General features: G+C 48.1%; 11 protein-coding genes. 8 read left to right on the top strand and 3 right to left on the bottom strand.

Translation table 11 applies throughout. From position 1 onward, the window contains the following. Nucleotides 1-225 precede the first annotated feature (225 nt). Both ACXX53_RS05855 and ACXX53_RS05850 read right to left on the bottom strand, forming a co-directional pair. Nucleotides 226-1,422, bottom strand: coding sequence for an anti sigma factor C-terminal domain-containing protein (locus ACXX53_RS05855; protein ID WP_458567634.1), 1,197 nt, complete (start codon nt 1,420-1,422; stop codon nt 226-228). Beyond that, nucleotides 1,419-1,910, bottom strand: coding sequence for an RNA polymerase sigma factor (locus ACXX53_RS05850; protein WP_458567633.1), 492 nt, complete (start codon nt 1,908-1,910; stop codon nt 1,419-1,421). The genes ACXX53_RS05855 and ACXX53_RS05850 overlap by 4 nt, the downstream gene beginning before the upstream one ends. Nucleotides 1,911-2,193: 283 nt before the next feature. Between ACXX53_RS05850 and ACXX53_RS05845 the strand changes: the two genes are divergently transcribed. The 5 genes from ACXX53_RS05845 (at nt 2,194) to ACXX53_RS05825 (ending at nt 7,014) form a co-directional block, all read left to right on the top strand. Then, nucleotides 2,194-2,913 carry an IucA/IucC family C-terminal-domain containing protein gene (locus ACXX53_RS05845; protein WP_458567632.1) on the top strand — a complete coding sequence of 240 codons (720 nt, stop codon included), beginning with the start codon at nt 2,194-2,196 and terminating at the stop codon, nt 2,911-2,913. 216 nt (nt 2,914-3,129) lie between these two features. After that, the gene (locus ACXX53_RS05840) at nt 3,130-3,930 is read left to right on the top strand and encodes a DUF817 domain-containing protein (protein ID WP_458567694.1); all 801 of its coding nucleotides are present in this window, start codon (nt 3,130-3,132) and stop codon (nt 3,928-3,930) included. 67 nt (nt 3,931-3,997) lie between these two features. Then, nucleotides 3,998-5,023: a DUF2332 domain-containing protein gene (locus ACXX53_RS05835; RefSeq protein ID WP_458567693.1), complete on the top strand. Its 1,026-nt coding sequence runs from the start codon at nt 3,998-4,000 to the stop codon at nt 5,021-5,023. A 22-nt stretch (nt 5,024-5,045) separates the two neighbouring features. Further along, complete coding sequence (locus ACXX53_RS05830; protein ID WP_458567631.1) at nt 5,046-5,819, top strand: class I SAM-dependent methyltransferase; 774 nt, start codon at nt 5,046-5,048, stop codon at nt 5,817-5,819. Nucleotides 5,820-5,901: 82 nt separating this feature from the next. After that, the gene (locus tag ACXX53_RS05825; RefSeq protein ID WP_458567630.1) at nt 5,902-7,014 is read left to right on the top strand and encodes a nucleotidyltransferase domain-containing protein; all 1,113 of its coding nucleotides are present in this window, start codon (nt 5,902-5,904) and stop codon (nt 7,012-7,014) included. Between the two features lie 77 nt (nt 7,015-7,091). Here ACXX53_RS05825 and ACXX53_RS05820 read toward each other — a convergent pair whose 3' ends face one another. After that, on the bottom strand, nt 7,092-8,222 hold the full coding sequence (locus ACXX53_RS05820; protein WP_458567629.1) for a serine hydrolase: 1,131 nt from the start codon (nt 8,220-8,222) through the stop codon (nt 7,092-7,094). Nucleotides 8,223-9,593: 1,371 nt separating this feature from the next. On the opposite strand from ACXX53_RS05820, the gene aceA reads away from it, so the two are divergent. The 3 genes from aceA (at nt 9,594) to ACXX53_RS05805 (ending at nt 14,268) form a co-directional block, all read left to right on the top strand. Beyond that, the gene (gene aceA / locus ACXX53_RS05815; protein WP_458567628.1) at nt 9,594-10,880 is read left to right on the top strand and encodes an isocitrate lyase; all 1,287 of its coding nucleotides are present in this window, start codon (nt 9,594-9,596) and stop codon (nt 10,878-10,880) included. A gap of 31 nt (nt 10,881-10,911) precedes the next feature. Then, on the top strand, nt 10,912-12,516 hold the full coding sequence (gene aceB, locus ACXX53_RS05810) for a malate synthase A (protein WP_458567627.1): 1,605 nt from the start codon (nt 10,912-10,914) through the stop codon (nt 12,514-12,516). A 420-nt stretch (nt 12,517-12,936) separates the two neighbouring features. Further along, on the top strand, nt 12,937-14,268 hold the full coding sequence (locus tag ACXX53_RS05805) for a DRTGG domain-containing protein (RefSeq protein ID WP_458567626.1): 1,332 nt from the start codon (nt 12,937-12,939) through the stop codon (nt 14,266-14,268). Nucleotides 14,269-14,425 lie beyond the last annotated feature (157 nt).

Below are 14,425 nucleotides of genomic sequence, written 5' to 3'. Positions count from 1 at the left end.
TTTGAATTCGCTCTTCCTCTTTCAGTCTCTTTCCCATACCGAATCATCTCCCTTATCTACAGTTTAAAACACTGTATAGGAAGACTCCAGTTTAATTAGGGGGCCTAAGAGCTCTGTACAACAATTCTGCTGAGCTACACCGTTAGACGTTCATATTGTTGTATAAAATACAACAATATGAACGTCGCATAGCTTGTTCCTAAGCTTCACTCAATGCAATGCCATTTATCGAGACAATTTAGACACTCTCACATCGTCCACTATGAGACTGTTCACCTGTTCTTGCTGCAGAAAGTTGAGGATGTCAGACACATTGCCTGCGATCAGCAAGCCGTACGCATTTACCCCATGCTCCTCCACATAAGCCAGCTTCTGCTTGTACAACTCACTGGGGGTGGTGGTGTACTCTCCCATTGCAATCAAGAAGTCATTTCGACTTGAGAGATGCTTCAGCAACGACTTGAAATGCTCGGACATGTGCTCGCCGCTATAATCCATTCCTCCGTCTTTAGAACAATAGGAGAGCTCCAAGCAAGGATATTCATCAGTTGGAATCATATCCTGCTCTATTATAATACCGCCGCCCGTGGGATCGAACCCAGTCATCATCCGTGATTGTCCCCGTTCGCCTGTACGTACGACAACCCATGGAATATAGATGTTCTCGTATCTGCGTATTAATGCCGCAAGTTCATCCATCGATAGGTCTTTCTTATAGGAAACATAAGCGGACACATAGCTGGACTGTGGCAACTTAGCCAGCTCATTTACTTCATCCTGATAGTGTTCCGGCTTCTGATATTCATACTTGCGACCGGTCCCGTCATCAAAAGTAATCTCCATTTCCCCTGCATCATAGAAGGTGTTAATACTAGGCAACCGATAGAAATTAGCAACCACATTCGGTATCTCTCCGCGAACGAGCTTATCGGTATACACATATGGGGAACGATTGGCGTAATTATCTTGATTGATACGGATATCATATTTTCCCATGCCAAGACTTTCGGCCATTGCCAGATTGGTGACGTACCCCGGAAAGTGGAGCTCAGTTAATGTACTGACGTCCACGAAGAATTGCTCAGAGCCGTATTGATTCTCGTAGCCTTCATTAGGGTTATAGAACATGCGGTCATACAGCTGCAACGCGATATATTGCACAGCTAATCCAGACAAGATGACAAGGATGACAGCCAGCGAGGTAATCTTAACAAACTTACGGTTAACCGCACGTTTTAGCCTAGTCGTATCAGGCAATGATTCAGAGACAACCTGATCATCTCGCTCGAACTGAGGAATCAGCTGCTCAGACATATACTCGTTGATGAGTTCATTCTTCTCTAGCTCCGCTTCAATATAAGCGATTTCTTCCTCGCTAGCTGTGCCTGCTCTATATCTAGCGAAGCTTTCCTTGAAATTCATAGTAGTTCCTCCTTCAGCAGATCTTTCAGTTTCTTGCGGGCGCGATACAGCGTCGTGCGGACTGCACCAGCGGATACCCCCATCTGTTCAGCGATATCCTGCAGCGAATAATCGAAGAAATAGTGCAGCAATATACACTCTCGATACGGATTCGCCAGTTGAATGATAGCTTTATAGATCGTTTTGCGCTGTTGACCGCACAGATAAGAATCCAGAACATGACCATCATCCACAAAATGGTGTTCATTAAGCTCGACAGAAGGGTGACGGCAGGATTTGCGAATGAGATCGATATAGTTATGTTTACAGACGCGGAACAGCCATTGCTTCATATGGGAAGAGGCAGTCTCGACGCTCATCAGCGCCTTGTAGAAGGTGTCGCTAGTTAAGCTCTCTGCGATATGAACATCCATGCAGAAGGACAGGGCATACAGATAGACGTCTCGATAATAGAGTTTATAGATATGTTCCAGCTCATCTGATCTCATGTTTGTCCCCTTCCCGCTCATATAAGTAACGTTATTCCTATCAAAATGTCACACATATATATTTCTAATGCAAGGAAATGTTGTAAAATAAATTCGCGTTTTGTCATATTCATGTTTGTTTCCGCCCGAATGAAAATTATTCTCACAAACGACGATATATGCTATGATGAGCTAAGTGAGAATGGCTATCATTTCGGATGATGGTTACAAGGAGAGGGTTACAGCATGAAGCATGTGCATAAGGATGGTCGCTGCATCACCTCTGAAATGAGAGGGAACATCAGTGTTTAGGTTGACGGACGAACAGGTTGCAGCTATTCAGCGATTTCAAATACAAGTGGTAGACTCTGATCATTCCGCGAGCGAGTCCGTAGTGATGACAGTTCAAGAGGCTTTGACAGAGGAAGGAAGCTCTCGTCTGCTGACGATGGTGAAGCAAGCGATGCGGGCGCCGACGAATGCCGTAGCGGCTTCGATCTGGATTCGATGGTACGGCTTCATGCTTGCAGGCCTGCTTGGACTGTACAGCACGCAGCACATTCGTTTCGTCGGAGAACTTGCAGACATAGGAATGGTTGCCGAGGGAACAACGATGTCATTTACAGTGCCAAGAGACGCTTTCGTTGAAGATCGCGAGCTCGAACGATCAGAGGCACTGCGCCAGCTGTTGGATCGTTACGGACATCCGGTGGTGAATGGCATATATCGTTTTGGCGGTGTTTCTAGACTGATTCTATGGGAAAATGTGTGGGGATACGTGCTGTGGATGTACACGCAGTTGATGGGGGAACAATCCAGTCGAGAGCAAGCCGAAGAGGACTTGGGATTCCTGCTGCAGGATGAGCTCTGGAAGCCAAACCTCGCGCACTCCCCATTCAAGCGCTTCTTGAATGGACAAGCTCCGATGGAATCTATGCAGACATATAAGCGAGTCACCTGCTGTCTGTACAAGGAACTTCCTGATACGAACAAATGCCCATACTGTCCCCATGCGCAGAAATGAAATCATGCAGTTATTTTTGCTCGCAAGGTCATGACCAGGAGTACCCTATTGCGCCAGACACAATAAAGGCAGCTATCTAAGAGGAGATCTTAAATAGTTGCTTTTTTGTTTATGTATTATCGAAAAACAATAATAAAATAATGATAAAGAATATATAATTGTTGACCAACAATCATGCATAGGTTATTATACCCTTAACTAAGGAGGTGCTCTCTCATAGAATCAGTACGCAACTTTTTATTTTTCACCTATCATCAAGCCTTATCTTGCATATTTCCAGTAGTCATATTCGCTACACTTGCCTTATCCAAGATGATTACTATACCTGGATTATATCGATACGATTTGATCTTAATCATTTGTCTCCTTACCCAATATATAATGTACAAAACGAAATTAGAAACAGCAGACGAACTCAAGGTGATTTGTGTGTTCCACCTTATTGGACTGTTGCTCGAAATATATAAGGTGCATTTCGGTTCATGGGCATATCCGGAGGAAGCTTTGACTAAAGTTTTTGGCGTCCCTTTATATAGCGGGTTTATGTATGCAAGTGTTGCGAGCTATATCTGTCAGGCATGGCGCCGATTCGACTTAAGGATGCATAACTGGCCCAAATCGATCTTCAGCATACCACTTGGTGTGGCCATCTATTTAAACTTTTTTACCCATCATTTTATTCATGATTTTCGTTGGTTTCTGACACTCCTATTATTTATTGTGTTCTCTCGCACTTTTGTACAATTTACAGTACGTCAATCGACTTATAAAATGCCGTTGACTGTCTCCTTTTTCTTGATCGGCTTTTTTATATGGATAGCTGAAAATATCGCTACTTTCTTCGGCGCGTGGCAATATCCCGATCAAAATGAAGCATGGAAACTGGTACACATAAGTAAAATCAGTTCGTGGTTCTTGCTCGTAGTCATAAGCATCATGATCGTCACACAGCTCAAGCACAAAAAATCAGCTATGAACATTTCCAACCTTAATAAGGAATCCATATCAATCAGATAGAAATATTAACATGTGGCCGTTCCATGCATTTGATAAACTTACTTTATATGGAGTATGGGAGGGTCATATCATGACTTTAAATCGGCTATCTGAACGATTCAAGATGTTCGCGGATCAGGAGTGCAGGGGTTCGAGCGTGTTATATGAATATTTGTCCCTTCATATTGCTCATGATGAGGAGCTGCTGCAGATTGCGGCTCAAGCCCGCGCTGGTCAGCCTGTTCCGAATCTATTGCTAGGGGCAGTTCACTATCTCTTGTTAAAAGGCTGTAAGCATGAGCTGCGGGAGTACTATGGAAGCATCGTATCTAATCCTAGGGAATATAGCTCCGCGTTTCCATATTTCAAAGACTTCTGTATCCAGTACAGCTATGAGCTGATATCCATTCTGCAATCAAGGCTTGTACAGACGAACGAAGTTAGACGATGCGCCTACTTATATCCCAGCTTCTGCACGATCTACAACATCACGCATAAACCGCTCGCATTAATTGAGATCGGAACTAGCGCTGGTCTTCAACTGATGTGGGACCAATACCGTTACTCATACCATTCAGATGAAGTGTATGGAAATGAACAATCGGAGCTGCATATGCGATCCATTATTCAAGGCGAACGAACGCCGCTGCTTCTTAAACAAAGTCCGCCTGTGACCACCAGAATCGGCTTGGATCTGCATGTAAATGACTTAAATAACCCGGACGATTATCTATGGCTGAGGGCGCTGATATGGCCTGAACATCAGGAACGGAATGCGAATCTGGAGCTGGCTAGCCGCTATATCCAGAAAGGGAACTTGGAGCTAATAGAAGGCGATGGCGTGAAGCTGCTCCCGGCCATTGCATCGAGAATTCCTGAAGAAAATACCTTATGCATATTCCATACTCATGTCGCGAATCAGATCCCGCATGACGCGAAGCTCGAATTGACGCAGACGATTCAGAGATTGGGTGCAGAGAGAGATGTGTTTCATCTTTACAATAATATGTGGGATGCCAATCTCCACCTGGATTACTACATGGACGGGATTGAAGTTCAGCATACGATTGCAGAAACGGAAGGACATGGCCGTTGGTTCACATGGAAAATGTAGCATATGGAGAGGAATAGGAGCTATGAGCACAAAGATTGACGCCTTTTCGAAGGCTGTTGACAGGTATATGGATTACATCCATAAGCCTTGGGGGCAGCTATTTTATAAGTCGGCATGGAATCAGATTCAAGATCATTTACCTGATTATGAGCGATCGATCTTGGACATTGGCTGCGGATTTGGCCTTACAAGTATTGAATTCGCGAGACTAGGGTGCAAGGTAACCGGAATCGAGCCGACTCTGAACATGCTTCAGATCGCACAGGAAAATGCGGCTAGTGAGGGTTTGAAGATCATTTTTATGAACAGTACCTTTCCTGCGGCAGTTAGCGTAGACCCTCCTTATGACTGCATTTTCTGTCACAATGTTCTGGAGTATGTCGAAGATCCGCATGAAGTTCTGCAGAGCATCAGTGAGCTGCAGAATGCAGAAGGCATTCTCTCCTTAATCTCTCATAATCCTGCTGCCAAGCTGATGAAGAAAGCGATCGTGAACAAGGACCCGGAGGACGCCTTAGCGAGTATTGGCAATAAGCAGGAGTATAGCGGGATCATACAGACGGATTATACGCTCTATTCTTATGAACAATTGGTGGAGTGGCTCGATGCGTGCGGATATGATGTGAGATGCACATACGGGATTCATAATCTATACGGCTATATTGCCGATAATGAACGGAAGATGGATGAGGCCTGGCACGAACAGATGATGAAGCTGGAATTAGAGATCAGTCGGATGCATCCGTACAAGGATATTGCGATCTTTACTCATCTTATCGCGGTTAAGAGAGGGTAAAGTACAAGTATAACTATAGTTTACCATTACAAGGACGCTGACTTTGCTATGATGACAATAGACAGGCAAAGGAGGTTTTATCATGCTAAATGTAATGGAAGTCGCAGATACGCTTGTGAATCATATCAAGTCCCATTATTCGGAGGATGTCGCGCTTGTCGCGTATTATGGATCGTATGTTCAGGGCACGGCAACGAAGCGATCGGATCTAGACTTCTTCTTCATACCGGCAACATCTCGTGGCTATGAAGCTAGCATTCAATTTGTGCTGGACGACATCAGCTTTGACTTCTGGCCGATTAGCTGGGAGCGGGCGGAGAGGATGGCGTCATTCCAAGAGCCGATGACGTCGATCATTGCGGATTGTGTCATTTTATACGTGCGTTCTGATTCTGACCTCGAGCGATTCAACAAGCTGCGCACGACGATTGGCGAGATACCTCAACAAGGCTTGAAGCTGGTGGAGAAAGCTGAGGAACGGCTGCGTGATGCTTATGTTCATCTATATAAGTTAAGCCGCATGAACCGCGAGGACAACCTGACGCTCTTCCGCATAGAGGCGCACGGAGCGATGACGAATGTGCTCAACAGTCTTGCCTTGCTAAATGGAACTTATTTTACAAAAGCATGGGGGAAGAACTCGGCGCAAATCTTGAACTTTCCCATGAAACCAGCTCATCTAGAAGGGCTTATGGACACCATTATGAGCTCTCAGTCGAGTAAGGAGATACGGGAAGCGTGTGAGCAGTTGACACAGAATACACTTGAATTGCTGCTGAAGCAGAAAGAAACGTATACGACGGAGTCTTCTTATCCCGACAGAATGAACGGAATCTATGAAGAGTTCAAAGGGATGCTCGATAAGGTGCTGACTGCCTGCGAGGCAAACGATTATAGCACAGCTTACCATGGATCGGTTATTGCTCAGGAAGAGATAGCTCGTTTTTTATACTTTGCGGAAAATGGTTATTGGTCGAGTGAACTGGACCCGAGTTTAGCTTATCAAGCTGTTTATCGAAGAGCAGGGCTGCCTGATCTGGTCGCTCTCCTCGATCCACAGCAGCTAGCGTCGCTGTATGAGGCCGTGAAGGATCTGGATTCTCTTCTCGAAAGTCATCTCTGCGAGCACGGGGTGAACATTAATCGCTTTCAGGACTTGGCGCAATTTGCGGCATTTCTGGAGCAGAGTAAATAATAAATACAGCCGCTGTCACATCAAGTTATCGGTTATCGATAGCCTGAAGCGATAGCGGCTGTTCTATTGTATGAGCACTATTTTGTAAATGTGTTCGTCAGTTCATTGCGGAATTCGGGATTGACCAAAATCTCATTGAAGAAGGAGTTCAGGCGCTTGATTATGTTATTGTAGTCAGTTGCCTTTACATCGTTCATAAACAAGGCTATCTCTATCCGATTGCCGCTCTTATCCTCAGCGTAGACAGCGTTGTTCAGAATGTACTGCGTATACCCTCCGATATTTCCCATATGAACAAATGTTTCTTGATTCGTTGGGTTCTGCATGGCGATCTCCAAGATTGCCTCGAGATGTTTCTTAGCTTCAGCGGAGAAATAGTCGCTGCTATTGAGCTTCTCCAGAATGATGACATAATCCGCTGTTGTCCCAGCTCCCATTCGGTCCGAGTTGATTCGGTCCAGATCCGTGTTGTACCAATCCTCTAATTTGCTGGATTCGAGATAGGAACCGCTGTTGTCATTTTTCAGATGCTGATGCACGGTCTCGGATAATGCAGCGAACTCTTCGCTAGTCATGCTGCGAATCTGTTCTGTAACGGCGTCGAGCTGTACCTTATCCGTTAGATCAGCATTGCTGCCGGCAAGCTCGTAAGGAACGAGCAGACTGGAGTTGAAATAGTGCAGCGGGCTGAAATTCTTCAGTCCCAGCAAGGTGATGTTCTCGTTGATCTTATCGAGACCGAGGCGATCCATCAAGTATTCCATGTTTGTATTGGAGCCGTACAGGATCATGCCCTTAGCCACTTCTTCCAGTGTAATGGCTTCGTCTTTAACCAAGTTTTTGGAACGCATGCTTTCGATCCAAGCTTCTTGGGCGCCGCCATCGAACTTAGGAATGTAATAGCGATTGAGATCTGATATTTTCACGTATTCATCGGATGAGATAATTCCTTCTGCTGCTTGCTCAGCATATTCAATGGCTACAAGAACATGAGCAGCGCTGGCGAGGGGCATGACCCGATCAGCGTTATAGTCTACTAGCGTATCATCGTTGTACTTGATGCTGAGCGAGACTTTATCGGGATTCTTATTGATATAATCCACGACATAATCGGTATTTGTTGAGGTTAGATTCGTAACCAAGAACCAAACGACCGCGATACATACGAGCAAGATACCGCTTAAGATATACAGCCTTTTCTTTTTCATGATGGTTGTCTCCTTATATGTTCATGCTTCTTATTATAGACATTCACCGCACGTTTCTCACAGTGGAATTAACTGTTAGGTGGGCGTTTGGTGCTGTAACGGGGAAAAACCGCGTTAACGCGGCGGCTCTGCCTCGCATGCATGCTGGCGAGGTGCCTGTAAGCGGGAATTTCCCCGTTAGGGGTGCGACGAGGGCGGCCGTTCGGCGCTGTAACGGGGAAAAACCGCGTTAACGCGGCGCGCCGGCCTTGGCTTGCATGCTGGTGAGGCGCTGTAAGCGGGTAATTCCCCGTTAGGGGTGCGTCGAGAGCGTCGCCTCGGCGCTGTAACGGGGAAAAACCGCGTTAACGAGGCGGCTCTGCCTCGCATGCATGCTGGCGAGCCACTGTAAGCGGGTATTTCCCCGTTAGGGGTGCGGCGAGAGCGTAGCTTCGGCGCTGTAACGGGGAAAAACCGCGTTAACGCGACGCGCCGGCCTTGGCTTGCATGCTGGCGAGCCACTGTAAGCGGGAATTTCCCCGTTAGGGGTGCGACGAGAGCGCCGCCTCGTGCTGTAACGGGGAAAAACCGCGTTAACGCGGCGGCTCTGCCTCGCATGCATGCTGGCGAGCCACTGTAAGCGGGTATTTCCCCGTTAGGGGTGCTGCGAGGGAGCCGCCTCCGTGCTGTAACGGGGAAAAACCGCGTTAACGCCGCGCAACGGCCTGGCATGCATGCTGGCGAGGCGCTGTAAGCGGGTATTTCCCCGTTAGGGTAGCGACGAGAGAGCCGCCTCCGTGCTGTAACGGGGAAATACCACGTTAACGCCGCGCTGCGGCCCGGCATGCGTGCTGGCGAGCCACTGTAAGCGGGTATTTCCCCGTTAGGGATGCGCCGAGAGAGCCGCCTCGGCGCTGTAACGGGGAAAAACCGCGTTAACGCCGCACCGCCTCGGCGCCCCTGGCTCCGCCCCCCGCGCCTCGGCCCCGCCACCGCCCACATCCTCGCACGATCGCTGCCAAGGCACCCCAAGCGCCGCTCCCGCACCACACAAATTTTTGTTATATAACAGAAAAATTTTAACAAAACAGTATTGAACAGTTCCAATTTATGTTATACAATACATCCATAATAAGGAAAGTGTTATATAACAGTTATGGGTGGTGATCACATGGATTGTCCAACTTGTGGCGGAAATGGCGAGATCGAATGCTTCCATTGTTCCAATGATTTGCCTCATACAAACGAAGGCGAGTGCCAGGACTGCAACGGCACCGCATTTACATCATGCTTCAGATGCTCGGGAACGGGATACCTCGAGCAGCACAGCTAATCAATAACTGACATCATACAAGTTACTAATAACCATGAGCCAATAGGGGGAACCGTACAGTGAAGAATCAACAGTGGGAACGCGAGATTGAAGAGCTGCATGACAAATGGGATGCGAATCGTTATGAAGGCATCATTCGACCGTATCGTGCGGAAGACGTTATTCGTTTGCGAGGCTCCTTGAAGGTGGAGTACACGCTGGCACAACGAGGCGCGGAGCGTTTGTGGGAGCAGCTTCACACCGAGGATTATGTGCATGCATTGGGCGCTCTGACCGGCAATCAGGCTGTACAGCAGGTTAAGGCAGGTCTGAAGGCGATATATCTCAGCGGATGGCAGGTGGCTGCGGATGCGAACTTGGCGGGGCATATGTACCCAGACCAGAGCTTGTATCCAGCTAACAGTGTGCCGCAGGTGGTAAAGCGAGTCAATCAGGCGCTGCAGCGCGCGGATCAGATTCAGCATGCGGAGGGCAAGGGAGATATCGACTTCTTTGCACCGATCATTGCGGATGCCGAAGCTGGCTTCGGCGGTCCCTTGAACGTATTCGAGCTGATGAAGGCGATGATTGAAGCGGGGGCTTCTGGTGTGCATTTTGAAGATCAATTATCCTCTGAGAAAAAATGCGGTCATCTGGGCGGCAAAGTGCTGCTTCCAACAAGTCAGGCGGTGCGCAACCTGATTGCGGCTCGGCTTGCAGCCGATGTGATGGGGGTAGATACCATCCTGATTGCAAGAACAGATGCGAATGCCGCTCGCCTGCTTACCAGCGATATAGATGACAACGACCAGCCATTCTTGACTGGTGAGCGTTCGCCGGAAGGCTTCTTCTACGTACAAGAAGGCTTGGATCAAGCCATATCCCGAGGCCTTGCCTATGCGCCATACGCGGATCTCATCTGGTGTGAAACATCAGAGCCTAACATTGAAGAAGCAAGACGATTCGCGAAAGCGATTCATAAGAAATTCCCAGGCAAGCTGCTGGCCTACAATTGCTCGCCGTCCTTCAATTGGAAGAAGAAGCTGAGCGATGAGGAGATCGCAAGCTTCCAACAGGAGCTCGCCGCGATGGGCTATAAGTTCCAGTTCGTGACGCTCGCTGGATTCCATGCGCTGAACTACAGCATGTTCTCGCTCGCGAAGGGCTATCAAGAGCGAGGAATGGCAGCTTACGCAGAGCTTCAACAGGCAGAATTCGAGCTGGAGGCTCAAGGCTATGAAGCGACTCGCCATCAGCGCGAGGTTGGCACAGGGTACTTCGATGAAGTAACTCAGATTATCGCTGGGGGAACCGCATCGACGATCGCATATGCGGGGTCGACGGAGCAGGATCAATTTTCATTCTAGTAGAGAAGCTAATCGGGAAAGGAATGTATATATGACGATTCCGAATCATTCACGCACCCTGACACTGTCAGGCGAAATAAAAGATGAAACCTATAACGAGATTCTGACGGAAGAAGCCTTATCCTTCGTACTGAAGCTCGAGCAAGCCTTCGGACAGCGCCGCCGGTTACTGATGGAAGTGCGCGAAGAACGGCAGCGCCGTATTGATAATGGCTATTTACCGGATTTCTTGCCTGAAACGGCACTGATCCGTGACAGTGCGTGGTCCATCGCGCCGGTGCCTCAAGATCTGCAGGATCGGCGGGTAGAGATCACCGGACCTTCCGGTGATCGGAAGATGGTCATCAATGCGCTCAATTCAGGCGCTCGCGTCTATATGGCGGATCTCGAAGATGCGAATTCTCCAACTTGGGCGAACACGATCGAAGGACAGATTAATCTTCGAGATGCGATCCGCGGAACGATCAGCTACACAAGCCCAGAAGGCAAGGTCTATTCGCTGAACGAGACCAGGGCGGTTGTCAAAGTTCGTCCCCGTGGATGGCATATGGTAGAGAAGCATGTACTCTTAGATGGTGAACCGATCTCTGCCAGCTTGTTCGACTTCGGGCTGTACTTCTTCCATAATGCTAAGACGCTGCAGCGTCAAGGAAGCGGCCCTTACTTCTATCTTCCTAAGCTAGAGAGCCATCTGGAAGCGCGTCTATGGAATGATGTGTTTGTATTTGCACAGCAGGAAATGAATCTCCCAGTGGGTACGATCAAAGCCACTGTGCTGATCGAAACGATCTTGGCTGCATTTGAAATGGATGAGATCCTGTATGAGCTGCGCGATCATATCGCAGGCTTGAACTGTGGACGTTGGGATTATATCTTCAGCTATATTAAGAAGCTGCGCAATCAACCGGACGTCATACTGCCCGATCGCAGCGTCGTTACGATGGAATCGCCGTTTATGACGGCCTATTCCCTGCTCGCGATCAAGACCTGCCATAAGCGCGGCGCGCACTGTATCGGCGGAATGGCGGCGCAGATTCCGGTGAAGCATGACGCGCAGGCTAATGAAGCCGCCATGGAGAAGGTGCGGCAGGATAAGCTGCGCGAGGCTCGCAACGGCCATGACGGCACATGGGTAGCGCACCCTGCGCTCGTTCCGATCGCGATGGCGGCGTTCGACACCCATATGCCAGCGGCGAATCAGGTGAATCGCCAGCTTGATGAGACACACATCACGGCCGAGCAGCTCTTAGAGATTCCGCTCGGTGCGATCACCGAAGCGGGAGTACGAATGAATGCGTCGGTAGGCGTTCAATATTTGGAAGCTTGGCTGCGCGGCTTTGGGGCTGTGCCGATCAACAATCTGATGGAGGATGTAGCGACAGCGGAAATATCCAGAGCCCAGCTCTGGCAGTGGATCCGACATCCGAAGGGAATACTTGAGGATGGCCGCAAAGTGACGAAGGAACTGTTCGATACGATCATGGACGAGGAACTGTACAAGATCAGGGAGCAGATGGGCGAGCAGCGCTATAGGGAGAGCAAGTTTGAGCTGGCCAGCAGCTTGTTTCGTGACATGACGATTGCAGAACAGTTTGAATCCTTTTTAACTAATCAGGGGTATGCGCATTTAAACTAATCGTTTAAAGAATCGAGGAGGCGTATCAATATGGTTTCCAACACGTTAACGAGTATGAAGACTGCAGTTCTCAATGGCTGTGATGAATGTGGAGAGCCCCAATCTTCTGCTAGGTATAATTCAGAAGCTCAGCAGGTGTGTGTAACATGCTTGGAAACAGCCGCATATCCTCTATCCCCCGTATATCTGGAATTATATTATTCATTCTTCGAATCAAGGGCGTAAGGCACAAGGGAACAACCACATAACGTGAGACTTGGTCAGCCAATAACAAGCCTAGTTTCATTCGCATCGATGCGGATGAAGCTGGGCTTGTTTTACGTATAATTGTTCATTTGATCAATAGTATTAATTTTATATACAGTGTATTACAATAGCTTTAATGAAGCAGCAAACAGCGTGAAAGGGGTTGATAGAAGCATGGATTCACAAGAGTTTACGACCAAGCACGAGCAGATCATTCAATATATAGAGGAACTCAGTGTAGGAGCTCGGATATCCGTTCGCAAGATCGCCCAAGCGCTGGATGTTAGTGATGGCACAGCATATCGGGCCATTAAGGATGCGGAGAACCGGGGAATTGTACATACGAAAGAGCGGACGGGCACGATACGGATCGAGAAGAAGCAGCACGAGCAGATCGATAAGCTGACATTTGAGGAAATCGCCATGTTAGTAGGCGGTGAGGTGCTAGGCGGACAAGCAGGCTTGCATAAGTCATTGAACAAATTTGTAATCGGCGCTATGCAGCTGGATGCGATGATTCGCTATATTGAACCCGGCAATCTATTAATTGTAGGCAATCGGATTAAGGCACACGAGAGCGCGCTGACATTAGGCGCCGGTGTATTGATCACTGGGGGCTTCGATACAACTCCAGAGGTTGTGGCAATGGCCAATGAGCTCCAGCTACCCGTCATTCGCTGCAGCTACGATACGTTTACAACGGCTGCACTCATTAATCGCGCGATCGATGATCGAATGATCAAGAAGCAGATTATGCTCGTTAAGCATATTATTCGTGAGGATGAACCGATCATCACGATGCGAGAGTTCAACACGGTGGAGCAATATATGTTATTAATAGAGGAAACGAATTATAATCGCTTTCCGGTCGTTGATGAAGCCAATCGGCCGATTGGCATGATTACAGCGAAGGACGTGATCGGGGGAGCTCCGGATCAAACGATCGACAAATTAATGACGCGCCAACCGTTGACCGTCTCAACGCAGACTTCGATAGCTACAGCAGGACATATGATGGTGTGGGAAGAGATTGAACTTCTGCCCGTGATCGATGAGAATCAGCAGCTTGTCGGCATTATTAGCCGCAAGGATGTGCTGAAGGCGATGCAGCAGGCACAAATGCAGCCGCAGAACGGAGAAACGTTTGATGATCAGATCGGCGGATCATTCGAGGTATTGAGAGACGAGGAAGGCAGATTATTTTTCCGCACCCGAATTACAGCGCAGATGAGCAACCATATCGGCAACCTGTCAGAGGGGACGATCTCTAGCATGATTCTTCAAGTCGTCACCAGAACGGTGAGGGATCTGCGCAAGGGTGACCTGCTCATCGATCATACTTCGTCTTATTATCTAGCGCCAATCGAGATTGACAGCATTGTGGATTTCGTACCGACGATCATCGAGTCTAGCCGCCGATCCTGCAAGGTCGAAGTAGAGGTGTACTGCAACGATAAACGAGTCGTCAAGTCGATGATGACAGCAAGAGTGGTCGGTCCATCCTAATTTCGCACTCTACCGAAAGCTTATGAAACATAAAAAATAGTATTTTCTCTCATTTCCGGGGAAATAGTACAGCATACCCTATTAATCGTAAAATATTGTCGCAGATCTATTATACTGTAAGGATAATCATCCGATTGGAAAATGGGGAGTGAGTGTG

This window comes from Paenibacillus marinisediminis (genome assembly GCF_054343325.1).
Note: the sequence above shows the minus strand (reverse complement) of the source record. Positions and strands in the feature narration are given on the sequence as shown.